We start from the raw sequence: 24,471 nt of genomic DNA, 5'->3' as shown, positions 1-24,471 counted from the left end.
GTCACGAATGAGGAGTTGTCGCGGTGACAAAGAAAAAGGACGTTTCGATCAACTAAGGCCTCTCAAACCCCCGGATTTTGGCCTCTATTTGATCGAAACGTCCCTTAGAAGTGCGAATTATTTGAAGCGAGCCTTAGCCTCTTCGAGGATCTTCTCTGCCTCAGCCTTGTCGCCCCAGCCGGAGCCGGTAACTTCCTTGTTCGGCTCCAGGTCCTTGTAGTGGACGAAGAAGTGCTCGATCTCGTCCTTGATGTGCTGCTCCACATCGTTGATGTCCTGGTAGCGCTCCCAGCGCGGGTCATCGATGACGGCGAGCAGCTTGTCGTCGCCGCCGGCTTCGTCGGTCATCTTGAATACGCCGAGAATGCGGGCCTCCACGACAACGCCCGGGAAGACCGGCTCCGGGAGGATAACTAGTGCGTCGAGCGGGTCGCCGTCCTCACCCAGGGTGTGGTCGATGAAGCCGTAGTCAGCCGGGTAGGCCATCGGGGTGAACAGGTAGCGGTCGAGGTGGACCTTGCCGGTCTCGTGGTCGATCTCGTACTTGTTGCGGGAGCCCTTAGGGATCTCGATGGTTACTTCAACGCTCACGGCTGAATCCTCCATAACTAATAGGTTGGCATGTGCTCCGCATAGTCTACCGCGCTAGTCTAAAGGGCGATGAAAGCTAAGCATGTCTGGTGGAGTACTGCGGCCCTCGTCACGGCCGGCGTCGTGGCGGCGACGGCCGCAGTGGGCGTAGAAGTCCAGCGCACCTACGATCAACTGGACCACGGCCAACCCTATAAGCCGGCAGAACCCGAAACGCTGGTCCAGCCCGTCGAGCCTGGTGAGATAGACACCGCCGCGCTCAAAGCGAAGTTGGATGAACTGGGCAAAGACAAGGCTCTTGCCACTTTCGGCGGTCAGGTCATCGACACCACCACCCACGAGGTGCTGTGGGAGCGCGAACCCGCAAAGCCGCTCACGCCCGCCTCCTCAACCAAGGTCCTCACCCTCGCCGCAGCAACGCTCGCGCTCGATGAAGAAGAGCGCCTCACTACGGAAGTGGTCAAGGGCGATAACGATGGCGACGTGGTCATCAAAGCCTCCGGCGATGTGTGGCTGACGGACGAGCGCCTCGATGAGCTCGCGGAGCAGATCAAGAAGCACATGAGCACCGTCAACCGAGTATCCATTGATACCTCCGTCTGGGCCGGCCCCGACCAGGCTCCCGGCTGGGACGATGACAATATCGACGGTGGCTATGTCGCACCCATCCAGCCAGCCATGCTCTACGGCGGGCGCATCGGGGAGAAGACCGGGGACGTCCCGCGCTCCCATGAGCCGGCACTCGACGTCGCCCGCGCGCTCGCCAAACGCCTGGGTACCGATAAAGCCGACATGGCCCCCGCACCCGACAACGCGGAGGCCATCGCCTCCAGCGAGTCCGAGCCGCTGGCCTTGCGCGCGCAGCAAGCGGCGAAGGACTCCGACAACGTCATGGCAGAGGCCATCGCCCGCGAGCTGGCCATCAGCCAAGACGCGGAGGCAAGCTTCGACGGCGCCGCGCAGGCCACCCTCGACGTGCTCAGCGGCGCCGGCATCGACGTCAACGGCGTCACCTTAAAGGACGGTTCAGGTCTCTCCCGCGATAATCGCATCCCGGCAGGCCTCCTCGCCCACATCGCGGATCAAGCCGTAGCCACCGAAGAGCTACGCCCACTGTTGGGCTACCTCCCCCTCGCCGGCGGCGAAGGAACCCTCTATGAGCGCTATTCCGATTCGCCCGCCCGCGGCTTCGTGCGCGCCAAGACCGGCACACTCACCGGAACCTCCGCGCTGACCGGCACTGCCCAGGGCCAGTCGGGCCGGGTTTATGCCTTCGCCTTCCTGGTCAACGACGGCGAAGTCACCTCCGCCCGCCAGGCCCAAGACGCCCTCGCCGCCGCACTCCATGACTTCTAAGAAACCTTTTTGGCCACGTAAAAGCCCCAACTTCTTGGCCTGCCGGGTGGCCGCCCGCGCCGTGGTGGGGCAGCACCCCCGCGCCATAGCGGTGGGATTGTCCGGCGGCGCCGACTCGCTGGCGCTGACCGCGGCCCTCGTCGCAGAAGGTCATGAGGTCACAGCGCTCTGCGTCGACCACGGCCTACAGGAAGGCTCGGCCGCACAGGCGCGCGGGGCTGCCGACCAGGCTCGTGGATTGGGGGCGGGGGCGGAGGTGTTGCCGGTGGACGTCGCCAAGCACGGCTCCGTGGAGGCCGAAGCCCGCGCCGCCCGGTACCGTGCCTTCGCGCCCTGGGGCGAGGTGGCGGTGGCTCATACCGCCGATGACCAGGCCGAAACCCTGCTGCTGAGCGCCCTGCGGGGGAAGGTGGCGGGCATGTGCGAGCGCTCCGAGGTGGAGGGCGTGCGCGTGCTGCGCCCCCTTTTGCGCGTGCGCCGCGCTCAGACCGAGGCCGCCTGCGCGGAGCTGGAGCTGGACGTCTGGCACGATCCCCAGAACCAGGACCCGGCCTTTCGCCGCGTGGCGCTGCGCCGCGAGATCCTCCCGCGCCTGCAGGAGATCCTAGGCGGTGACCCCGTGCCGGCTTTGGCCCAGGCCGCCCATGACGCCGCGCTTGACGACGCCTTCCTCACCACCCACCCCACCCCCGACTGCGCCGAGCTGGCAGCCCTTCCCGAGCCGAAGCGCCGCCGGGCGATTGCCACGTGGCTGCGCGAGGAAGGAGTGGAGGTTACGCGCGAGGCGGTGCGCGGCATCGATGCCCTGTGCACGCGGTGGCACGGGCAGGGGCCAGTCGCCGTCCGTGGTGAAAAGAGAGGTACAAGGTTGGAAGTCGCACGCGTTGGTGGCAAACTGTCACTATTGCCTCGGTCAGCAAAGGAGCGCTTACGTGCACGACACCCATGATTCAGCCGTCCCCGCCAATCCTTATGGAGAGGACATTAGAAACGTACTCGTCGCCGAAGACGATCTTCAGGCGCGCATCCAAGAGATGGCGGACCGCGTTTCCGAGAAATACAGCAACGCCGATGATGACCTCATTCTGGTGTGCGTGCTCAAGGGTGCGGTCTTCTTCTTGACGGACTTTGCCCGCAAGCTCACCATTCCGTCCCAACTGGAGTTCATGGCGGTGTCCTCCTATGGCAACTCGGCTTCCTCTTCGGGCGTGGTGCGTATTTTGAAGGACCTGGACCGCGATATCGAGGGCCGTGATGTGGTCATCGTGGAAGATATCATCGACTCCGGCCTGACCTTGTCCTGGCTCATCCGCAACCTGCAGGGCCGCCACCCCCGTTCACTGGAAGTGGTCACGCTGCTGCGCAAGCCTGAGGTAGTCAAGGCGGAGCTGGATCTCTTCGACGTGGGCTTTGATATCCCCAACGAGTTTGTCGTGGGCTATGGTCTGGATTTTGCGGAGCGCTACCGTGACCTGCCCTATGTGGGCACGCTGGAGCCTGCGGTATACAGCAACGACTAGTTTCTTCTTGCCCTCTGTTGCATGAGGCCTCGAATTCGCAAGGTAATTAATGAAAAATAAGAACATCATCCGCTATGGCTCGATCGCGGGCCTGGTTCTCATCCTGCTGTACGCTTTCACGTTCTTTAGCAACGATGCCCGCAGCTTCAAGCAGGTGGACACCTCCGTGGCCATGCAGCAGCTGACGGATAAGAACGTCGAGGAAGCGCAGATCGATGACCGCGAGCAGCAGCTGCGCCTCAAGCTCAAGAAGCCGGTGACGGTGGAGGAACAGGAGGGCGTCGAAGAGGTCATTGCCAAGTACCCGGCCCGCGCCTCCGAGCAGGTCTTTAACGCGGTGAAGGGCTCTGGTGCGGAGAAGTACCAGACCAAGGTGACGCAGGATTCCTTCATCGGTTCCATGATCAGCTTCCTGCTGCCGATGCTGATCCTCTTCGCGCTGCTGTTCTGGCTCATGACCCGCATGCAGCAGGGCGCGGGCGGCATGTTCGGCATTGGTGGCTCCAAGGCCAAGGAGCTGACCAAGGACATGCCCACCAACACCTTTGCGGATGTTGCCGGTGCGGATGAAGCGGTGGATGAACTCCAGGAGATCAAGGACTTCCTGGATGATCCGGAGCGCTACCACGCGCTGGGCGCGAAAATCCCGCGCGGCGTGCTGTTGTACGGCCCTCCCGGCACGGGTAAGACCCTGCTGGCCCGCGCCGTTGCGGGTGAGGCCGGCGTGCCTTTCTATTCCATTTCCGGTTCCGACTTCGTGGAGATGTTCGTCGGCGTCGGTGCCTCCCGCGTGCGCGACCTGTTCAAGCAGGCCAAGCAAAATAGCCCGTGCATCATCTTCGTCGACGAGATTGATGCCGTGGGCCGTCAGCGCGGCTCCGGCACCGGCGGTGGACACGATGAGCGCGAGCAGACCCTGAACCAGCTGCTCGTGGAGATGGATGGCTTCGGTGACCGTGAGGGCGTCATCCTCATCGCCGCCACCAACCGTCCCGACATCTTGGACCCGGCGCTTCTGCGCCCGGGCCGCTTCGACCGCCAGATCCCGGTGACCAACCCGGACCTGGCCGGCCGCGAGCAGATCCTGCGTGTGCACGCCAAGGATAAGCCTCTGGCCAAGGAAGTGGACGTGGCGCAGCTGGCCAAGCGCACCGCCGGCATGTCCGGTGCGGACCTGGCCAACGTGCTCAACGAGGCTGCCCTGCTCACCGCGCGCATTGGCGGCAACGTCATTACCTACGACGCGCTGGAGGAGGCCACCGACCGCGTCGTTGGCGGCCCGCGCCGCCAGAGCAAGATCATCTCTGAGCACGAAAAGAAGGTCACCGCCTACCACGAGGGCGGCCATACCTTGTCCGCGTGGGCGCTCAAGGACATTGAGCGCGTCTACAAGGTGACCATCCTGGCCCGCGGCCGCACGGGCGGCCATGCCATGACCGCGCAGGAAGACGACAAGGGCATGTACACCCGCGACGAGCTTTTCGCTCGCCTCGTCTTCGCCATGGGCGGGCGTGCCGCGGAAGAGCTTGTGTTCGGTGCACCGACCACCGGTGCCTCCTCCGATATCGAGCACGCCACCAAGATCGCGCGTTCCATGCTGACCGAATACGGCTTCAGCCCGGACCTGGGTACCGTCAAGTACGGCCAGGAGCAGGGCGATCCCTTCAGCTACGCCGGCGGCGGTGGAACCATCGACTACTCGGATTCCGTAGCCGCCAAGATCGATGAGCAGATGGCGTACCTCTTGGACCGCGCGCACCAGCAGGCCTATGACATCCTGTCCGAGCACCGCGACTACCTGGATAAGCTCGCCGAGATGCTGCTGGAGAAGGAAACCCTGCGCCGCCCGGACCTCGAGGGCATCTTCGAGGGCATCGAGCCGCGCGAGGCCTTCGACGTCTTTCCGAACGAGGACGCCCGCTTCCCGCGCCAGGCTGGCCGCGAGCCGGTGAAGACCCCGGTGGAGCTGGCCCAGGAGCGCGGTGAGGAGCTGCCGAAACGCATGACGCTTCTCGACGCCTCCCGTGCCGCCCGCGAGCGCCGCCACGCGGAGCTGGAGCGAGCAAAGGAAAACGGCGGAGAGCCCGCTGACGCCGCCGGGACGGCGGCGCCGGTCAAGGAGATCGGCTTCAGCTTTGGCCAGCACGCAGGTGACTACGTGGATCCGGAGAAGGGCAACACCTTCTTCGGTGAATCCGAGATCACCGAACCTACCGGCCGCGAGCTCAGCGAGGACCGTGCCGAAAGCGATGGGGCACACGATGAGACCGTGGCCCCAGAGCAGACCCAGCCGGCGGCGGAGCAACCGGCTGAAGAGCAGAAGGGCCCCAGCAACGAGGTCACCCAGGAGATTCCGCGCGTGCCGGAGTCCGCTGCACCGCAGCAACAAGCACAGCCGGAATCGCAACCGCAAGCACAAGCGCAGCCGCAAGCACAGCCACGCGAACGCGAGCAAGAGCGCCGCGGCCGCCACGCCAAGCCGGAGGATCACGCCTGGGGCGCGCCCGGCTGGGGAGACAACGAATACCGCAACAACCCGTACAAGGACGGCGAGACCAATGAGCGATAACATCCCGGCGCAGCGCGAGTTCGATCACGAGCGCGCCGAAGCCGCTGTCCGCGAGCTTCTTCTCGCCGTGGGCGAGGACCCCGACCGCGAGGGTCTGCGCGAAACCCCGGCCCGCGTGGCCCGCGCCTACGCGGAGGTCTTTGCAGGGTTGCACCAGGACCCGACCGAGGTCCTCCACAAGACCTTCGCGGAGGAGCACCAGGAACTCGTCCTCGTGCGCGATATCCCCATCTACTCCACGTGCGAGCACCACCTTGTGCCCTTCTACGGCAAGGCGCACATCGGCTACATCCCGGGCCCCGACGGCCACGTCACCGGACTGTCTAAGCTGGCCCGCCTGGCGGATATGTACGCCAAGCGCCCGCAGGTCCAGGAACGCCTCACCAGCCAGATCGCCAATGCCCTCGTGGACGTCCTCCACGCACAGTCCGTCATCGTGGTCATCGAGTGTGAGCACCTGTGCATGGCCATGCGCGGCATCCGCAAGCCGGGGGCTACCACGACGACGTCCGCAGTGCGCGGCGGTTTCAAGAAGAATGCGGCCTCCCGTGCGGAGGTCATGAGCCTCATTAGGAGCTAGTTTCCATGGCAGTCAGCAACCTCACCGTCCCCGGCCGCACGCTGGTCATGGGCATCGTCAACGTCACGGAAGATTCCTTCTCTGACGGCGGACGCTGGATTAACGTCGACGACGCCATCGCACACGCCCGGCATTTGGTGGACTCCGGCGCGGACATGATCGATGTGGGCGGCGAGTCCACCCGCCCGGGCGCGGTGCGTGTCGCGGCCGAAGAGGAAGAGCACCGCGTCGTGCCCGTCATCAAGGCGCTGCACGAGGAGGGAATCAAGACCTCGGTGGATACGATGCGGGCCTCGGTTGCTCAAGCCGCCGCCGAAGCTGGTGTCGACATGATCAACGACGTCTCCGGTGGTGCCGCCGACCCGGAGATGTACCGCACTATGGCGGCTACCGGCTTGCCGGTGTGCCTCATGCACTGGCGCACCGTCCAATTCGGCAGCGCGGCCGGAGTGGCCGACCACGGCGGGGACGTCGTGCGCGATGTCCACGAGTCCCTGGCGAAGCTCGCCGATAGCGCCCTGCAGGAGGGTGTTAGCCACGACAATATCGTGGTGGATCCGGGCCTGGGATTTGCCAAGTCCCCGCAGGATAACTGGGCTTTGCTCAAGGCGCTGCCGGAGTTCCTGCAGGGCGAGTTCCCGCTGCTCGTGGGCGCTTCCCGCAAGCGCTTCCTCGCCGCCATCCGGGAGGATCGCGGTGCCGAGTCCAGCCCGCTGCTCGCGGATCCGGCCACCGCGGCCGTGACCGCCATCTCCGCGCAGATGGGAGCGTGGGGCGTGCGCGTGCACGAGGTCGACGTCTCCCGCGATGCTGTGGATGTGGCCGCCGCCTGGAATGCGGGCGCGGCGTATACCGGCGGCGAGCATGCCTCCGGCAGCTATGCCAACGGCGCCGATGGAGGAACCGTGGTCTCGACTTCGCTGGGGAGGGCTTAAGCCCATGGCGGATCGCATCGAGCTCACCGGCCTGGAATGCTTTGGCTACCACGGCGTCTTCGAGGAAGAGAAGAAGACGGGGCAGCCCTTCATCGTGGACGTCACATGTTGGTTGGACACCGCGGGCATCGAGGATGACCTGAACCGTACGGTGAATTACGCCGAGCTTGCCGACGTCGCAGCAAACATCGTCGAAGGCCCCTCCCGCGATCTCATCGAAACGGTGGCCGCTGAAGTCGCCGAGACCGCGATGCAGCGCTTCGAGATCCTCCACGCCATCGAGGTGACGATCCACAAGCCGAAGGCACCCATCCCGCGCACCTTTGCCGACGTCGCCGTCGTAGCGCGCCGCTCCCGGAAGCGGATGGCAGGCTAATGCGCGCTGTCTTGTCCATCGGCTCCAACATGGAGGACCGCCGCGCACTCCTGCAGACCGTTTTCGATGAATTCGCCGCCGAGACCGTTGCGGCCTCCCCGGTCTATGCCACCCCGCCGTGGGGCGTGACCGACCAAGATGAATTCCTCAACGCAGTGCTTATCGTGGACGTGGACTGCACTCCGCTGGAGCTGCTGCGCCGTGGCCAGAAGTTGGAAGAAGCCGCCGAGCGCGTACGCGTGCGGCATTGGGGTCCGCGCACCTTGGACGTGGACATCGTGCAGATAGACGGCGTTACCTCTGATGATCCGGAGCTCACCCTCCCGCACCCCTATGCGCACGAGCGCGCCTTCGTGCTCGTGCCGTGGTTGGCTGCGGATGAGCACGCACGACTCAACGGCACCCCGGTGCGCGAGCTCATCGCGGGCCTCGATGAGGACGAGGTCGCAGCGGTGAAGGAAGTGGGGTAGGCGATGAAGAGGACGTCGATCGGCGCGCTCGTCGGCGTGGCCCTCTTCGTGGCCGCAGCGGCCGCCATCCTCACCACCCGCTTTTATGGCTCAATGCTGGCCATCCCGGCAACGGTGTCGATTTCCCTGTGGGCCATGGCGCTGGTCTGCGTGCTGTTGACCCTCAAGGTGCGCGGCGCCAAGGACGATGAGCATGGCATCGGCCTGGATAACTCGCAGCTGAATCCCATGACCATCGCGCAATTCCTGCTCGTCGGTAAAGCCTCCGCGTGGACCGGCACCATCGTGGGTGGGGCCTATGCGGGAATGGCGGTCTATGTCGTGCCGCGCGCCGGCGAGCTCGTTGCTGCGGCCGGTGACCTGGCCGGGGTGGTGACCTCGGCGCTGGGTGGTGCCGCGATGTGCGTCGCCGGAGTGGTGTTGGAGCGACACTGCGAGGTGCCACCTCCATCTGATGGTGCACAAGCGGTAAGTTAGTGGGCATGACGAGTCCGAACCACGCCCCTGAGCCCCAGCACGAGTCGGCCCCGGATGATCGCCCGACGACCCAGTTTTCTGTACAGCCGGACTCCCAGCCGCCAACGTCGGTGGAGTCTTCCCAGTCCGGTTCGAAGACGGACGTCGGTTCCATCGGACTCATCGTCTTGGTCATTCTCGCTGTCATTGCCAGCCTGGTCATGCTGATTTCAGGCTCGGCGAATGCGCTGAAGATCGCCTTGCTCGCTTCCCTGTGGGCCGCGGTTCTGGGCTTCTTCCTGGTGGTGCGTTACCGCCGTCAGGCCCATGAAGCCAACGAGCTTCTGGCGGTGGAGCGCGCCCACGCTGCTTCCTCGCTGACAGCCTCCGGATCTTCCACAGCAGACAACAGCCAGGTCCTTGCGGAGATCCGTTCTGAGCTGGAGGCCATCCGCGCCCAGATCGAGGAGATCTCGGGGCGCGAGTGGGTTTACGAACCTGCCGCCCTGTACGCGGAGGCCCGCCGTATCCAGGAGCTGGAGCGCAAGGCTGGTGGCGCGAGCGTGGATGAGCGTGGCGATGCCACCAACGTGAACTTCACTCAGAAGTCCGGTGGCGCGCCGTCTGCCGACGCCGTGGCAGGCCGCCTCGGCTCGCAGCCGACCCACCCGGTGAGCAACCCGCTGGACAACCTGTTGGCGGATAATGCCCGTGCCAACGCTCAGCAGCCGGCGGCGAAGCCAGCTCAGCACCCCACTCAGAAGCCAGCCGAGCAGCCCGCCGCGAAACCCGCAGAACAGCAGGGCACCCGCCCAGCCCCATCGCCCTTCGGCGCGCCGCAGCCTTCTCAGAACCGTCCCTCGGCGTTTCGCCCAATGACCGAAACGCAGCCTCAGCCGCAGGCGGCACAGCAGAAGCCGCAGCCGAAGCCTCAACCCCAGCCGAAGGCTGAGAAGCCACAGCCCCAGCCAAAGGCGCCGGAGTTCAAGACCGATAGCTTCCAGGCCGTGCAGTGGAACCAGGGCGCCGCGGGCGGGCAGCACGTCAAGTCGAACCCTGCCCCCGCGCAGCCGCACCACCGCCACCGCAAGCCGGAGGCTGACACCGCACAGCCCAGCACCCGTGGCCGCCGCCGCAGCGATGAGCACCGCGAGGGCGCGGTCTCCGTGGCGGAGCTCATGGCGCGCAGGAAGCAGCAGAACAAGGGGGACAAGAAGTAGATGCAGGCACCACGCATGCGGGTGGCGGTCTGGGGTAACTCCCGAGCCGGACTTAACTTCGCACGGCGCCTCGAGTGGGCCGGCCACACCATCGAGAGCCTTGAGGACCCCTCCGAGTTGGACCGCTTCGATGCACTGATTATCGCTGCAACGGCGAGAGAGCTGGAGGCAGCTGTTGGGGATGTGGCCAAGCACGTGCGCCATAGGCAGATTATTATTCATACCTCGTTGCTGGTTGGGGTAGAAGCACTCGATGAGCTGGAAATACGAGGCTGTGTGACGATTGCCGCAGCACCATTGGCTGACTCCTATGCGGTGAGCGCGCCCGATGAGGTAGCGGAAACCGTCATTGGTCTGCTGCTATCGGAGATTTCCCAGTCCGCAGAAACGGTGCCGGAGGAGCAGCGCGCCGAACGTGCCGCACGGTTGTACTACGCGGAGATGCTCGGTGCACTCAGCGTGTGGGCGGCGATAAAGGCGGGGATTATCGAAAACTATATGGGCGGCGCCTTCGACCTCGACGCCGGGGACATCATCGATGCTTATCCTGCCGCCGTGGAGCTGGGCATGGCGCGCAACTACCGCGACGTCGCCCGCATGGTGGGCGGGCAGGAGAAGATTGAAGAACTGGAACTGTGGGCAGTAAGAAAGGAAGCGCCGTGGCAGAACAACTCCTAGTGGAGGACATCGAGCGCATCCGCATGGTCGGCGGCGCCTACCGCAAGACGGGCAAGCGTGTGGTGCTCGTGCCGCTGGGCCGCGATATCCATGCGGGGCACTTGGCCTTGGTGCAGGCGGCGCAGCGCGTGCGCGGCGGCATCGTCGTCGTGGCTGTGGACCCAGAGACGGACACCTCTGCACTCGGCGGCGTTGACGTAGTGTGGCGATATGGCGAGCAGAGCCAGCGCACGCGGGTCCTCGCACCCGATCACGGCATGGAGGACGTGAGCGCGGAGCTGACCCGCATTGTGGCGCTGACCTGTGCGCTGGGGCCCAGCGATGTGCTCATGGGGGAGAAGGACTACGAGCTGCTCGTGGCCACCCAGCAGGCCTTTACGGACCTCCACATCGCGGCGCGTGTCCAGGGCGTGCCCTCGGTGCGCATGCCGGACGGAGTGGTGATGAGCCTGCGCAACGCCGACGTCGCGTCAGAGGCCCGCGAGCAAGCCAGCGCGCTGTCGGCGGCACTCACCGCCGGTGCGTACGCGGCGGAGTCCGGAGCCGAAGAGGTTGTGCGCGTGGCACGTGAAGTGTTGGCCGCAGCAAACGTGGAGCCGGAGTACGTGGAGTTGCGCGGACGCGACCTGGGTGAAGCCCCCGCAGAGGGCGATGCCCGCCTCTTTATTGCTGCCACCGTGGGTGGGGTGCGGCTCATCGATAACGCGGGCGTGCCGTTGGGTATTGGCTTCCGTAACTTAGAACAGCGCGGATAAAAGTCTGTGGCGCAGGTCTCCACCAGTTAGGTTGGAGGCATGAAGATTGGAATTCTGGGAGCCGGCGCTATCGGCGGATACTTTGGCGGAAAACTGAAAGCAGCGGGCCACGACGTCGCCTTCGTCGCTCGCGGTGAGACCTTACGGGTGCTGGGGGAGACGGGCGTGACGTTGATTGACGCCCACGCGGAACCCACCAGCACCGAGGTCATTAAGGTCCCGGCTGCGCACACCTTTGCTGAGGTCAAAGAACTCTTGGGTGGGCTGGATGTAGCGATTATCGCGTCGAAAGCGCTGCCAGGCAACGAGACTTTTGGCAGCGCGGAGGACCGCGAGGCCCTGCAGGGGATCCCGGTGGTGACCACGCACAACTCGGTCGAGATTCCCTACCTGGCGGCCGAGGAATTCGGGGAGGAAAACATCCTCGCCGGTGTCGCTCGCGTTTACGCTACCCGTCTGGGGCCGGCGCAGATCAAGCGCAACCCAGGGCCCTTGGCTTTGGCTTTTGGTCCGCTGAGTGCTGAGGCGCCGGAGTCGCTGCGCCGTACGGGCGAGGAGCTGGCGGCCGCGCTGAAAAAGTCTGGGGCCTCCAGCAAATTCCACGACGCCGCGCTTGTCGACGTCTGGTCGAAAGCCATGTTCGTCACCCCGACAGGCACTCTGGGCGCCTTGGTGGATAAACCGATTGGGTACCTCTGCCAGGAAATCCCCGGCCAGCTCGAGGCCTTCATGCGGGAAGTTGAGGCCGTCGGGCGCGCACTCGGCGTGGAGCTGCCAGAGAACGTGGTGGAACAGACCATGGGATTTGCCCGCCAACAGCACCCGGACAGCACGTCTTCGATGCAGCGCGACATCAAAGCAGGATTGCCCAACGAATTAGACGCCCAGGTCGGAGCGATCCGACGCATGGGCGTCAAAGCTGGGGTTGCAACCCCGTTGTGGGACTTCGCACAGGAGGTGCTGGAGGCGCAGCTGCGCACCGCCTAAGAGTGCGCACTACGCAGCGTCGGTGCCTTATTCGGTACCGATCTTGCCGCCCTTCTTCCACACCACAACCACGGCCGGGCGCGGGGTGGACTTACCGCCATCAGGCCAGTGGGAGGTGGCCTTGTCGAAGGTGGCGTCATCAGACTCGCCCGGGTGCTGAACGTTGACCATGACGCGGTCATCGTCGACGATCGGGCCACAGGTCTCCGCGCCCGCCGGGACGGTGAGGAAGCACTTGAGCTCGCCGCGGGTCTCGCCCTCGGTGGTCACGGCGTAGAGGCCATCGTTAGAGTCCAGCGCGTTGCCGTCAGTAGAGATCCACAGGTTGCCGTGGTTATCGAAGGCCAGGTTATCCGGGCAGGAAATCGGGGAGACCTTCTCCTTATCGAAGCCGCCGAAGTAGGTGCTGGCCTCACGCGGGTCACCGCAGACTAGGAAGAGGTTCCAGGTGAACTTCTCGCCGGCGTGGTCATCCTCGAGCTCCATGACCAGGCCGTTCTTGTTCTCCTTGACCGGAGCCCATTCCTTGGCGTCTTCCTTGTTCTTCTTAGCGTTCTCGCCGGTGGCGCCGCGGTACTTATTGTTGGTCAGCGCGATGTAGACCTTCTCGGTCTCCGGGTGAACCTCAACGTCCTCAGGGCGGTCCATCTTGGTTGCGCCCACCTTGTCGGCGGCCTCACGGGTAAAGACGGCGACCTCTTCTGCGGACATGCCGTCCACGTGGGACTCGAACTTGTTGTTCTCGGTATCGGAGGTCAGCAGCTTGACCCACTCGCCGCTGCCGTCGAAAGCGCCGTCCTCCGGCAGGACACCGGAGCCGTCGATTTCCTTCTCGGGGGAGTTGCCCTCCATCTTGGCCACGTACAAGGTGCCGTGGTCCAGGATGGTCATGTTGTGCTCGAGATCGCCTTCCTTGTACTTCTTGGAGGAGACGAACTTGTAGACGTACTCGAAGCGGGAGTCATCGCCGGAGTAGCAGACCACGGTGCCATCCTTGGTGATGTGGATGTTGCCGGCCTCATGCTTGAAGCGGCCCACGGCGGTGTGCTTGATCGGGGTGGACTTCGGGTCCAGCGGGTTGATCTCCACGAGCCAGCCAAAGCGGTTCGGCTCGTTCGGCTCCTTGGTTACATCGAAGCGGTCATCGTATTTTTCCCACTTACGGTCGGACGGGCCTTCCTCGATGCCGAAGCGCTTGAGGGATTCAGCAGCCTTCTTATCCTTGATGTCGCCGCCGGCGAAGTATTGGTCGAAGTTCTCTTCGCCGGAGAGCATGGTGTTCCACGGGGTCACGCCGCCGGAGCAGTTGTTGAGGGTACCCAGGACCTTCTCACCCTTCGGGTCGGCGGAGGTCTTCACCAGGTCAGTGCCCTTAGCTGGGCCCACCAGGGTGAACGGGGTGGTGGCGGTGATGCGGCGGTTGAGCGGGCCGAACTCACGCTTGAGCTCGCCGGAGCCCTTGACCTTGGACACCTCGAGGATAGTGTGGCCGTGACCGGCCCAGCCGATCTTCACCTGTTCCTCGGTGGGGTTCTCCGGATCGTAGTCCGGGAACATCATCGGCTCGGTGGTGTACTCGTGCGAGCACATGTAGATCATGCGGTTCTTGTCATCCGGGTGCTCGATGAGGCCGGCGAAGTCATTGTTGAAGCCGAACTGCTTCTCCGCCGCTTCGGCGGTCTGGTTGTTGACGTCGAATTCCGGAGCGCCCTCGATGACTGGGTCACCCCAGGCAATCAGAACGGACTGCTCATAGCCCTTCGGGATGACGACCTCATCCTTGGTATTGGCTTCAACGGTTTCAAAGTGCATGCCTTCGGCGGAGGTGAGCTCGATGTCGGAGCCCTTAACTTCGCTGGTCTTGTTGGAGGAGCCGCCCGCCGCAGACCCGTTGTCATCCGGAGCAGCGCATGCAGCCAGCGCAGAGGAACCACCAACGGCGACGACAGCCAAGCCACCGGCGCGCAGGGCGGTACGGCGGGAGAACTGGTCGCCGAAGTAAGGGTTGTCGGAGGTGTTCTCGCATTCGCCGAAACAGGCATTACCGCACTTGTAGGTGCAGGTAAGAGAAGAACGAGACGAGGTGAACATGTTAGCCAAGAGATTACGGCCGTTGAGTGCCATGAAAGTTATGCTCCAAAAATCGAAAATCGTTGGTTGCGCAAGGGGATGTCGCAACGAAGTGTCGCAACGGACGTCATGAGTTAATACGGTTGAGATGACCGCGCGGTTGATCCTGTCTAACCGCTAGATGAACACTCTGTGAACCGGGATCGCGCCAGCGTATAGGGATCGACTACCCTAGACAACCGTGAGCGAGAAGAAGAATACTGAAGTTACTGACGTCCCCGAGCAGCTGCGCATTCGCCGCGAGAAGCGTGCCCGACTGTTGGAGTCCGGCACCGAGCCCTATCCGGTGACCGTAGACCGCACGATCTCCCTGCGGGATCTTCGCCAGCAGTTCCAGGTGGTGGCCGAAGGTGAGGAGCCAGCCGCGGAAGAGGGCGTCACCTACCTCAGCGCTGGTGAGGAGACTGACGTTGAGGTGGCCATCGCCGGCCGCCTCATCTTCATGCGCAATACCGGCAAGCTGTGCTTCGCCACCCTGCAGGATGGCGACGGAACCCAGGTGCAGGCCATGCTGTCCCTTGCAGAGGTAGGGGAGGAGCGCCTCGCCGCGTGGAAGTCCGACGTTGACTTGGGTGATTTCATCTCCGTGCGCGGCCGAGTTATTGCCTCGCGCCGCGGCGAGCTCTCCGTCATGGCTAGCGAATGGACCATGGCGGCGAAGTCCTTGCGCCCGCTTCCGGTGTCCTTCGCTGACATGAATGAGGAAACCCGCGTGCGCCAGCGCTACAACGACCTCATCGTGCGCGAGGAAGCCCGCAAGAATGCCATGACCCGCGTCAAGGTCATGCGTGCACTGCGCAACTACCTGGAGGATGAGGGCTTCGTAGAGATCGAAACCCCGATGCTGCAGACCCTCCACGGCGGTGCAGCAGCCCGCCCGTTCGTAACGCACTCCAATGCTTTGGACATTGACCTGTACCTGCGCATCGCGCCGGAGCTCTTCCTTAAGCGCGCCGTCGTCGGCGGCATCGATCGCGTCTTTGAGATTAACCGCAACTTCCGCAACGAGGGCGTCGACCGCTCCCACTCCCCGGAATTCGCCATGCTGGAGACCTACGCCGCGTGGGGCGACTACAACGATTGCGCCCGTACTACCCGCGAGTCCATCCAGTCGGTGGCACGTGCGGTCTTCGGTTCCACCACCGTTACTTTGGCGGATGGCACTGAGTATGACTTCGGTGGTGAAGAGTGGCCGGAGATTGAAATGTACCCCTCACTCAACGAGGCTCTGCAACGCAAGTTCCCGGGCCAGCCGGAGGTCACCATTGACTCCACCGTCGAGGAGCTCAAGGCGCTTGCCGACGTCATCGGGCTCGACGTCCCGAAGGGCGGCGGCTGGGGCCACGGCAAACTGGTGGAAGAGATCTGGGAGGTGCTCTGCGAGGACCAGCTTGAGGGCCCGATCTTTGTGAAGAACTTCCCGGTCGAGACCTCTCCGCTGACCCGCCAGCACCGCTCCCTGCCGGGTGTGACCGAGAAGTGGGATCTCTACGTGCGCGGCTTCGAGCTGGCTACCGGATACTCGGAGCTGGTGGATCCCGTTATCCAGCGCGAGCGCTTTGAGGATCAGGCGCGCTTGGCCGCCGGCGGTGATGAGGAAGCCATGGTCTTGGACGAGGACTTCCTCGCCGCCATGGAGCAGGGAATGCCTCCGACAGCCGGCACGGGCATGGGCATCGACCGCCTGCTCATGGCCCTGACTGGCCTGGGTATCCGTGAGACCGTGCTCTTCCCGATTGTGAAGCCGGAGAAGTAGGCCCGAGGCCAACTCGCACAGAGCTCACCCCGCGGCACATTCCGCGCGCAACGCACAAGCCACCAGCCCCACAGCTGAAGGCTTGTGCGTTGTTGTTTTGCAGCCTCCAGTTTGTTGCCACAGCGCACATCACTCAGCGAGAAGCCTGCCTGCGTGGAAAAATACAAAGCATGAAAAAGCTACTCTCTCTTCTCACACTGCCGCTTGTAACGGCTGGCTTGGTTGCGTGTTCTTCTGATGAAGGAACCGAGGAAACCCATCGATTCGAAGTTGTGGAGTCCTCCGGTTCTCAAAGCAGTGCGCAAAGCTCTGAAAGCGCCGAAGAAAGCGATTCCACAGATCGCGAGCCGGAGTTTGGCTCTCAATCTTCCGGACTCAAAGAGCGCGATGCCGAGGACTTCCGCGCCACTGGGTTCAGGTATGAGACCACGGTTGCTTGGGGAGTGAGGAGCCCAGACGGCAGGGTGTCGTGTTCTCTGACTGAGGGCTCTAAAGGGCCTTGGTGCAGCGTTGGCTTTGAGAACCCGCCTATCCTGCCTGACCCCGAGAACCCGCAATGGGAAGCGAACATGGTTTCCTTCAAAGATGGCGCAGGCTTCTTCCCCAACGGCGTGGTGGATGCCGGCGACCAGGTTCCATCGCAGCAGCTGGGGGAAGGCGAGAAGGTCGAAATAGACGGTGTGGTTTTTGAAGCCCCCAGCGCAGATGAATTCACCGTTCAGGCCCAAGGGCACCAGTTCACCGTGAAATACGGCGGCCAGTTTTCGGCGGATACCTATCCTTTTAAACCGGACTCCAATGGCTATGCGCCCGTGGGTACCGTCTGCGGCGAGGCTGACACCAATTTTGGCCGTCAGAAAGTCTTTGTGCAGACAGACGGGACGAATTGCACGACTGCAATGGACATCGTGGACAAGTACTTCAACTACGAGTGGGACATCAAAGAAATGAACTCTCGCGGAATTTTGGAGCTTGACGGCTGGAAGTGTTCCTACCGAGAACCGGAGTACATTGACATGCCGGATCCGGATGCACGCCGTCTGCACTGCGGTGATTTGTCCGGTAATGGTCGGGTCATTCTTCTCGACGCTGTACACCCAGATGTTCCGAAATACACATATAACTACTAGCGCAGCACTAATTCGTGGGACGATGATTGTTATGAAGAAGCTTCTCTCTATCCTTTCTGCCTCCCTCATGGCCTGCGCCGTGGCTTCGTGTTCTTCCACGAGCGAACCGGCGGGCGATGAGCCACAGTTTCAACAGAACTCAGCCAGCTCCACTAGCTCTGAGTCTGCCTCCAGTAGCTCTACTGAGGCCGCGGCGTCGAGCAGCGCCAAGCCCGATAAAGACAAACCCGGCGGATTGAAGGAACGCGATCCGAAGGACTTTATGGCCGGCGGTGATCGGGCGAGTATTCCGAACCCCATCCCGGCCGTCAAGAGCCCTGATGGGCGCGTCCTCTGCCTCATTCACGAAGAGACTGACGGCCCAAACTGCAAGGTGGAGTTTGCTGATCCGCCAATCTATCCGGGGCCAGTCATGCAAAGCTGGAGGTCAAACGCGGTGAGCTACCGCAGTGACCGTGGCTTCTTCCCTGTGTGGGCCATCGAGTTCTATAGGCCCACCGAGGTTGAAACGCTCAACGAGGGCGAGACCGTGAGCTTTGACGGTGGAACCTTTGAGGCGCACAGCGGCAATGAGTTCGTGGTCAAGTCGAACGGGCACCACTTCACCGTCAAGGATGATGGACAGTACTACTCCGATACCTTCCCGGCGAAACCGGACGCGGATGGCATTGCCAACACCGGTGCGGTGTGTGGTGAGAGCGGCACGCGTGGTGAAGACACCGGTTTGGTCTACGTGCAAGAGGACGGCACGAATTGCAATGACGCCATGGAATTGTTGGATGAATACGCCAACCATGATTGGCAGGCTGGCGAGGGCGGAAGCCGTGGCCACCTCGAGACTGACCTAGGACACTGTGCATACGGTGCGCCGAAACTGTGGGAGGATACCCCAGAAAACCGGCTGCTGGGCTGCAGCCTGGATAGCGGTGGCAGCGTCGTGGTCATCACGTCCCGCAACATGGAAACGATTCCTTAAAACCCCACCACCTGCCGGGGAGCGAGGAAACCTCGCTGCCCTGGCTCATGTGGCATCCCCGGCTAGCTTGCGAGTACTCTAAACTCCTTGCGCGCTGACATCGGAAGCGTTGGCGCGAGTATCCCCAGAGCAGAGAAAAGAAAGGTGTGGCTGGCCGCATGTCCGCTGAGATTCCCTCCAAGGTAGTCATCAACCTCAGCATCCTGGTGCTGGGAGCGATGGTCATGATTCTCAACGAGACCTCGCTGTCCGTCGCACTACCAGCCATCATGGCGGACTATGGCATCCCCGCCACGAGCGCACAGTGGTTGTTGACGGGATTCATGCTCACCATGGCCGTCGTCATTCCGACCACCGGTTACCTGCTGGAGAGGCTCACCACGCGCCAGATTTTCTTCGCCTCTGCCGGGTTCTTCCTGGCAGGCACCGTGGTGGCGGCCCTTGCGCCGAGCTTCGTCGCTCTGCTCCTCGGGCGCGTCCTGCAAGCAGGCGGGACTGCGTTGATGATCCCCACTCTCATGACCGTGGCCATGACTCTGGTCCCACCGCAGCGCCGCGGCACGGTGATGGGCATTATTTCTGTGGTTATTTCCGTCGCCCCGGCGCTGGGCCCCACGGTCGGCGGGGCAATCCTCAACCGCTTCACCTGGCACGTCATTTTTTGGGCCATGGTGCCGCTCATCGCTCTCATCCTGGTGGCTGGTCTCTGGCGCCTGAGTGATGTGGGTGAGAACCGCGATACCCCACTCGACGGTCCCTCCGTACTTCTTTCTGCTTGTGCATTTGGCGGTCTGATCTATGGTTTGTCTTCGATTGAAAAGATGCTGCAGGGTGGCGCCTGGGTAGACATCGCCGTCACCGTGGTGGGCGTCATCGCGCTCATCGTCTTCATCCGCCGGCAGCGGCGTCTGGCGCTCGAGGATCGTGCACTAATGGATATGCGCCCCTTCCGCGTTCGCAACTTCACGCTCGCGGTGCTCATCCTGGTATTGTCCTTCGGCCTGATGCTGGGAATGGTTACGGTCTTGCCCATCTACCTGCAGACCACCCTGGGCGTCACCGCCTTTGCCACGGGTTTGGCGGTGATGCCGGGTGGAATTCTCCAAGCATTTCTTTCCCCGATTGTGGGCCGACTCTTCGATTCCTATGGCCCGCGCCCGCTCATGATTCCGGGCTCGCTGTTTATGGTGGCCAGCCTGTGGCTCTTGGCCACCTTGGGCGAGAACTCAGCCGTGTGGATGGTTGTGGGCATGCACGTTCTCTTCTCCTTCGGCATGTGCCTGATGATGACGCCGTTGATGACAACAGCGCTGTCCTCGCTTCCGGAGAAGTTGTATTCGCACGGGTCGGCCATCATGAACACCTTCCAGCAACTGGCGGGTGCGATGGGAACGGCCTTCCTCGTTGTCTTCCTCACGCGCGGCACCCAGGCCGGCGTCGCGGCGGGGATGGGCCCGGCCGCAGCGACGGCACAGGGAACGCACTGGGCTTTCCTTTTTGCCGGCGTGGCCGGCACCGCCATTGCGGTGATTGCGCCGCTGCTCAAGCGCGTGAATTAGCCGTGAATTAGCACAGCGGCATGTTCAGGCGAAGCTCCTCTGCATCCTCACCCCACACGAGGACGGCGTCGGCGGAGTCCTCGGCGCCCATGTAGAACACCGGCTCGGTGTCGGAAACGTCGTAGCTGTTCACGGTGCACTGTCCGTTGGACAGTTCCTGTGCATCCTGCGTCGGGGCGGCTGCATCGCGCTTGGCGACGTCCCCGTACCGCGCCACGGAGTAGCCCACACCGTCACCAACGCAGGTGATCTTCGCATCTTGACCATCTTCCGGTTCGCGGGCATCACAGGTGGCACCGCTGAAGCCTTCCCCGCCGGGACGGGAGCTGATGAGTCCCGGGTGGTCGTCGACAAGCGCCTGCTCCGCCTCGGACCACGCCGGCCGTCCCAAGAAGAACCACAGTAGGCCGCCGATCAGGGCTAAGAGGAGAAGCCCCACGCCGAGCCCGGTGAAGACTTTCTTCTTCGAGGTTGACCCACGCTTGGTGGAGCCCTTCGCGGGAGCGGAAGCTGTGACCTGCGGTTGGGGCTGCGTTCCCCACCCCTCCTGCGGGGCGGGGGAGTAGGGCTGTTCTGGTTGCCACTGCGGTGTGCCCGTTGCGGCGGTGTTCGCGCCAGTGGTATTCGCACCAGCCGTGTTGGTGCTGGTCGTGCCCGCGCTACGCAGCGAGTCAACGACGGCAGCAGCCGAGGGGTAGGCGGCAGCTGCGCGGAAGGAAGGGCAGGCGGCGGCGACGATGCGCGCGAGGCGGTCGATTGCTTCTTTCGCTGTTGCGTTCGGAGCTTCGTTACTTGAGGCTGGTCCGACCGCAGCGAAGAAGGCATTCGAGCGGTTATCGGTCAGGATGATGCGACGCGGATTGAGTGCGCGGATGGCGTAGTTGGCGCGGCCCTTGTTGAGCAGAAAATCGGTGGCGTCTGCCAATGGAGCAAAGACGGCGAGGGCTTCCTCCCGGGACAGGTGGTGCGCGCCAACGCCGGAGGAGGTGAAGTTAGAAAGCTGCTCGCCCGGCAGACTGCGGCGCACAAAGAATTCCTGACCGCTGTTCATCGTGCCTGTGCCCACGATGGGTGCGATGGCGCTGTGCTGTAGCTGTCCTACAATGCCGGACTGGCGGAGCACGCCGCGGTGCTCTGGGGCGTAGATTTCCACGAGCATCTCATCGTGTGAGGGATCTTCCACGAGGAAGAGCGCGGAGTCAGCTCCTTGGTCCAAGACTGCCTTTTGGCGCAGCTGGTGCTGGGTGGTGAAAAATTCTGGGAGCATAGACACGGTGAGAGGAAATCCTTCGCGGAGAGTCGACGATGAGATTTATAGAATCCTCTTCATTCTAAGGGGATGAGGCCTCCATGGCAGACCGGTGCGTGACGCGGGCTTTCTAGTGCCTGTTCGCTACCGGCGTACAGTGCCGCTGCCTGCGGAAACGGGAGTTTAGGGGAAGCGGGGAGAAAAATCGTGAATGGAGTGTCCGCCCCGCGCGTTAGAGTGGATGACACATTTAAAGCGAAAGGTAAGAGGTAATGTTCGAGAGGTTTACTGACCGTGCTCGCCGCGTCATCGTTTTGGCGCAGGAGGAAGCACGCATGCTCAACCACAATTACATCGGCACCGAGCACATCCTCCTGGGGCTTATCCATGAAGGTGAAGGTGTAGCAGCCAAGGCCTTGGAGTCCATGGGCATCTCGCTGGAGGATGTCCGCCGTGAGGTGGAAGAGATCATTGGTCAAGGTTCTCAGCCGCACACAGGCCACATCCCATTTACCCCGCGCGCCAAGAAAGTCCTCGAGCTCTCGCTGCGTGAGGGCCTTCAGATGGGCCACAAGTACATCGGCACCGAATTCCTACTGCTTGGCCTCATCCGCGAGGGCGATGGCGTAGCAGCCCAGGTGCTGACGAAGTTGGGCGCTGACTTGCCGCGTGTTCGCCAGCAGGTTATCCAGCTGCTCTCCGGCTATGAGGGCAACGAGGGAGAGGGCAACCAGTCCCAGGGTGGTGCAGGTCCGGTGGGCGCCGGTGCCGGCGCTGGCCAGGGTGGACGTGGCGGCCCAGGCGGCTCCGGTGAGCGTTCCAACTCCCTGGTGCTGGACCAGTTCGGCCGCAACCTCACCCAGGCGGCGCGTGATGGCAAGCTGGACCCGGTAGTGGGCCGCGATTCTGAGATCGAGCGCATTATGCAGGTGCTGTCCCGCCGCACGAAGAATAACCCGGTGCTCATCGGTGAGCCCGGCGTGGGTAAGACCGCCGTGGTCGAAGGTCTGGCCCTCGATATCGTTAACGGCAAGGTCCCGGAGACCCTTAAGGATAAGCAGCTCTACTCGCTGGACCTGGGCTCCCTGGTGGCCGGTTCGCGCTACCGCGGTGACTTCGAGGAACGCCTGAAGAAGGTGCTCAAGGAGATTAACCAGCGCGGTGACATCATCCTCTTCATCGATGAGATCCACACCCTGGTCGGCGCCGGTGCCGCCGAGGGCGCTATCGATGCCGCTTCGCTGTTGAAGCCGAAGCTGGCTCGCGGCGAACTGCAAACCATCGGTGCCACCACCCTGGATGAGTACCGCAAGCACATTGAGAAGGATGCCGCTCTCGAGCGCCGCTTCCAGCCGGTCAAGGTGGAAGAGCCTTCCCTCGATGACACCATCCTCATCCTCAAGGGTCTGCGCGATAAGTACGAGGCACATCACCGTGTCTCCTACACCGATGAGGCGCTGAAGGCAGCGGCCTCCCTGTCTGACCGCTACATCAATGACCGCTTCCTGCCGGATAAGGCTGTCGACCTCCTCGATGAGGCCGGTGCCCGCATGCGTATTAAGCGTATGACCGCTCCGGAAGGTCTGCGTGAAGTCGATGACCGCATCGCCGAGGTCCGCAAGGAAAAGGAAGCGGCGATTGACGCGCAGGACTTTGAAAAGGCCGCTGGTTTGCGCGATAAGGAGCGCAAGCTCGGTGAAGAGCGTGCGGAGAAGGAGAAGCAGTGGCGCTCCGGTGACTTGGAGGAAATCGCCGAGGTTGGTGAGGAGCAGATCGCAGAGGTCCTCGCTCACTGGACCGGTATTCCGGTTCTCAAGCTTACTGAGAAGGAATCCAACCGCCTCCTCAACATGGAAGAGGAGCTGCACAAGCGCATCATTGGCCAGGACGATGCCGTCAAGGCCGTCTCCCGCGCCATCCGCCGCACCCGTGCTGGCCTGAAGGACCCGCGTCGTCCTTCTGGTTCCTTCATCTTCGCTGGCCCGTCCGGTGTGGGTAAGACGGAGCTGTCGAAGTCCTTGGCTAACTTCCTCTTCGGTTCGGATGATGACCTCATCCAGATCGATATGGGTGAGTTCCACGATCGCTTCACCGCGTCCCGCCTCTTCGGTGCCCCTCCGGGTTACGTTGGTTACGAAGAGGGCGGCCAGCTGACCGAGAAGGTTCGCCGTAAGCCTTTCTCCGTGGTGCTCTTCGATGAGATCGAGAAGGCCCACAAGGAGATCTACAACACCCTTCTGCAGGTGTTGGAGGATGGCCGCCTGACCGATGGTCAGGGCCGCGTGGTGGACTTCAAGAACACGGTGCTCATTTTCACCTCCAACCTGGGTACCCAGGACATCTCGAAGGCCGTGGGACTGGGCTTTACCGGCTCTTCGGAGAATGACGCCGATGCGCAGTACGAGCGCATGAAGAACAAGGTCAACGACGAGCTGAAGAAGCACTTCCGCCCTGAGTTCCTGAACCGTATTGATGAGATTGTGGTCTTCCACCAGCTCACGCAGGAGCAGATCGTCGAGATGGTGGAGCTGCTCATCGCCCGCGTGGAGAAGCAGCTTTCCGAGCGTGACATGGGCATTGAGCTCACCCAGAAGGCCAAGGATCTGCTGGCTCAGCGCGGCTTCGACCCGGTCTTGGGTGCTCGTCCGCTGCGCCGCACCATCCAGCGCGAGATTGAGGATCAGCTCTCCGAGAAGATCCTCTTCGGCGAAATCGGTGCGGGCGAAATCATCACCGTGGACGTTGAAGGCTGGGACGGCGAGTCCAAGGACAACTCTTCTGCCACCTTCACCTTCACCCCGCGTCCGCGCCCACTGCCGGAGGACACCTTCGACAAGGATCTCGAGGAGACCGCCGTGCGTGAGGCCGATGAGGAACTCGCCACCGAGATCGATGAGGAGTCCCACGGTCCGGATTCCGATGGCCCTGACACCGTCACTCCGGATGTACTCGACGAGTCCGGTAGCGACTCCGCCGAGGAATCCCACAACAACGATGGTGATGACGGCAATCCGCCGCCGGCTGGTGCCGGTGCTGGCCAGCCGCTCTAAGCGCTGACTTGGGCCCCGCGCTGGGCCTATAAGGATTAGCCCCGAACCGCATGCGAGTGACACTCCGTGCGGTTCGGGGCTTTCTTTGCGTGACCGGTGGGCGGGACGGCCCGGTGGGCGGCGTGCCC

Annotated in this window: 21 protein-coding genes; 18 read left to right on the top strand and 3 right to left on the bottom strand. The window is 63.0% G+C overall.

The window, feature by feature from the left end; all coding sequences use genetic code 11:
* Positions 1 to 117 precede the first annotated feature (117 nt).
* On the bottom strand, positions 118 to 591 hold the full coding sequence (locus tag HMPREF2604_RS00960; protein WP_070522711.1) for an inorganic diphosphatase: 474 nt from the start codon (positions 589 to 591) through the stop codon (positions 118 to 120).
* 69 nt (positions 592 to 660) lie between these two features.
* On the opposite strand from HMPREF2604_RS00960, the gene dacB reads away from it, so the two are divergent.
* Genes dacB through HMPREF2604_RS00895 form a run of 13 tightly spaced genes read left to right on the top strand, consistent with a single transcriptional unit; the run spans position 661 to position 12,493 of the window.
* Positions 661 to 1,947 (top strand): D-alanyl-D-alanine carboxypeptidase/D-alanyl-D-alanine endopeptidase, encoded by a 1,287-nt coding sequence (dacB, locus tag HMPREF2604_RS00955; RefSeq protein ID WP_070562376.1) that lies wholly within the window; start codon positions 661 to 663, stop codon positions 1,945 to 1,947.
* The gene (gene tilS, locus HMPREF2604_RS00950; RefSeq protein ID WP_083299137.1) at positions 1,937 to 2,896 is read left to right on the top strand and encodes a tRNA lysidine(34) synthetase TilS; all 960 of its coding nucleotides are present in this window, start codon (positions 1,937 to 1,939) and stop codon (positions 2,894 to 2,896) included. Before dacB ends, tilS begins: the two co-directional genes overlap by 11 nt.
* On the top strand, positions 2,880 to 3,467 hold the full coding sequence (hpt, locus tag HMPREF2604_RS00945) for a hypoxanthine phosphoribosyltransferase (RefSeq protein WP_070532240.1): 588 nt from the start codon (positions 2,880 to 2,882) through the stop codon (positions 3,465 to 3,467). Before tilS ends, hpt begins: the two co-directional genes overlap by 17 nt.
* Before the next feature lie 49 nt (positions 3,468 to 3,516).
* Entirely contained in the window at positions 3,517 to 6,036 is a 2,520-nt protein-coding gene (ftsH, locus tag HMPREF2604_RS00940) for an ATP-dependent zinc metalloprotease FtsH (RefSeq protein WP_070562370.1), read from the top strand.
* Entirely contained in the window at positions 6,026 to 6,616 is a 591-nt protein-coding gene (gene folE, locus HMPREF2604_RS00935) for a GTP cyclohydrolase I FolE (RefSeq protein ID WP_070562366.1), read from the top strand. Before ftsH ends, folE begins: the two co-directional genes overlap by 11 nt.
* A 5-nt stretch (positions 6,617 to 6,621) precedes the next feature.
* Positions 6,622 to 7,551, top strand: a complete 930-nt coding sequence (gene folP, locus HMPREF2604_RS00930) for a dihydropteroate synthase (RefSeq protein WP_070562364.1) — start codon at positions 6,622 to 6,624, stop codon at positions 7,549 to 7,551.
* A gap of 4 nt (positions 7,552 to 7,555) precedes the next feature.
* On the top strand, positions 7,556 to 7,927 hold the full coding sequence (folB, locus tag HMPREF2604_RS00925; RefSeq protein WP_070562361.1) for a dihydroneopterin aldolase: 372 nt from the start codon (positions 7,556 to 7,558) through the stop codon (positions 7,925 to 7,927).
* Positions 7,927 to 8,397 carry a 2-amino-4-hydroxy-6-hydroxymethyldihydropteridine diphosphokinase gene (folK, locus tag HMPREF2604_RS00920; protein WP_070562358.1) on the top strand — a complete coding sequence of 157 codons (471 nt, stop codon included), beginning with the start codon at positions 7,927 to 7,929 and terminating at the stop codon, positions 8,395 to 8,397. Before folB ends, folK begins: the two co-directional genes overlap by 1 nt.
* A gap of 3 nt (positions 8,398 to 8,400) precedes the next feature.
* On the top strand, positions 8,401 to 8,874 hold the full coding sequence (locus HMPREF2604_RS00915; protein ID WP_070562355.1) for a DUF3180 domain-containing protein: 474 nt from the start codon (positions 8,401 to 8,403) through the stop codon (positions 8,872 to 8,874).
* Between the two features lie 5 nt (positions 8,875 to 8,879).
* Positions 8,880 to 10,073: a DUF4229 domain-containing protein gene (locus HMPREF2604_RS00910; protein ID WP_070562485.1), complete on the top strand. Its 1,194-nt coding sequence runs from the start codon at positions 8,880 to 8,882 to the stop codon at positions 10,071 to 10,073.
* Positions 10,074 to 10,751, top strand: a complete 678-nt coding sequence (locus HMPREF2604_RS00905) for a hypothetical protein (RefSeq protein ID WP_083299136.1) — start codon at positions 10,074 to 10,076, stop codon at positions 10,749 to 10,751.
* A 23-nt stretch (positions 10,752 to 10,774) separates the two neighbouring features.
* A complete protein-coding gene (locus HMPREF2604_RS00900) occupies positions 10,775 to 11,506 on the top strand; it encodes a pantoate--beta-alanine ligase (protein ID WP_070562477.1) in 732 nt (243 codons plus the stop codon).
* Positions 11,507 to 11,545: 39 nt separating this feature from the next.
* Positions 11,546 to 12,493, top strand: coding sequence for a 2-dehydropantoate 2-reductase (locus tag HMPREF2604_RS00895; protein ID WP_070562352.1), 948 nt, complete (start codon positions 11,546 to 11,548; stop codon positions 12,491 to 12,493).
* A 27-nt stretch (positions 12,494 to 12,520) separates the two neighbouring features.
* On the opposite strand, the gene HMPREF2604_RS00890 is transcribed toward HMPREF2604_RS00895, so the two are convergent.
* Positions 12,521 to 14,617, bottom strand: coding sequence for a PhoX family protein (locus HMPREF2604_RS00890; RefSeq protein WP_070562349.1), 2,097 nt, complete (start codon positions 14,615 to 14,617; stop codon positions 12,521 to 12,523).
* Positions 14,618 to 14,804: 187 nt separating this feature from the next.
* Here HMPREF2604_RS00890 and lysS point away from each other — a divergent pair, with 187 nt between their 5' ends.
* The 4 genes from lysS to HMPREF2604_RS00870 all read left to right on the top strand — a co-directional run bounded on the left by lysS (position 14,805) and on the right by HMPREF2604_RS00870 (position 20,044).
* Complete coding sequence (gene lysS, locus HMPREF2604_RS00885; protein ID WP_070562346.1) at positions 14,805 to 16,379, top strand: lysine--tRNA ligase; 1,575 nt, start codon at positions 14,805 to 14,807, stop codon at positions 16,377 to 16,379.
* A gap of 170 nt (positions 16,380 to 16,549) precedes the next feature.
* Entirely contained in the window at positions 16,550 to 17,509 is a 960-nt protein-coding gene (locus HMPREF2604_RS00880; RefSeq protein ID WP_070532267.1) for a hypothetical protein, read from the top strand.
* Positions 17,510 to 17,540: 31 nt separating this feature from the next.
* Positions 17,541 to 18,485, top strand: coding sequence for a hypothetical protein (locus HMPREF2604_RS00875; RefSeq protein ID WP_070532269.1), 945 nt, complete (start codon positions 17,541 to 17,543; stop codon positions 18,483 to 18,485).
* Positions 18,486 to 18,643: 158 nt separating this feature from the next.
* Positions 18,644 to 20,044 (top strand): MDR family MFS transporter, encoded by a 1,401-nt coding sequence (locus HMPREF2604_RS00870; protein WP_070523012.1) that lies wholly within the window; start codon positions 18,644 to 18,646, stop codon positions 20,042 to 20,044.
* Between the two features lie 7 nt (positions 20,045 to 20,051).
* Here the strand turns inward: HMPREF2604_RS00870 and HMPREF2604_RS00865 are convergent, their stop codons facing one another.
* Positions 20,052 to 21,311, bottom strand: coding sequence for a serine/threonine protein kinase (locus HMPREF2604_RS00865; protein WP_070562345.1), 1,260 nt, complete (start codon positions 21,309 to 21,311; stop codon positions 20,052 to 20,054).
* A 254-nt stretch (positions 21,312 to 21,565) separates the two neighbouring features.
* Here HMPREF2604_RS00865 and HMPREF2604_RS00860 point away from each other — a divergent pair, with 254 nt between their 5' ends.
* On the top strand, positions 21,566 to 24,343 hold the full coding sequence (locus HMPREF2604_RS00860; RefSeq protein ID WP_070562342.1) for an ATP-dependent Clp protease ATP-binding subunit: 2,778 nt from the start codon (positions 21,566 to 21,568) through the stop codon (positions 24,341 to 24,343).
* Positions 24,344 to 24,471: the final 128 nt, after the last annotated feature.

This window comes from Corynebacterium sp. HMSC055A01 (assembly GCF_001809405.1).
GTDB lineage: Bacteria > Actinomycetota > Actinomycetes > Mycobacteriales > Mycobacteriaceae > Corynebacterium > Corynebacterium hesseae.
Note: the sequence above shows the minus strand (reverse complement) of the source record. Positions and strands in the feature narration are given on the sequence as shown.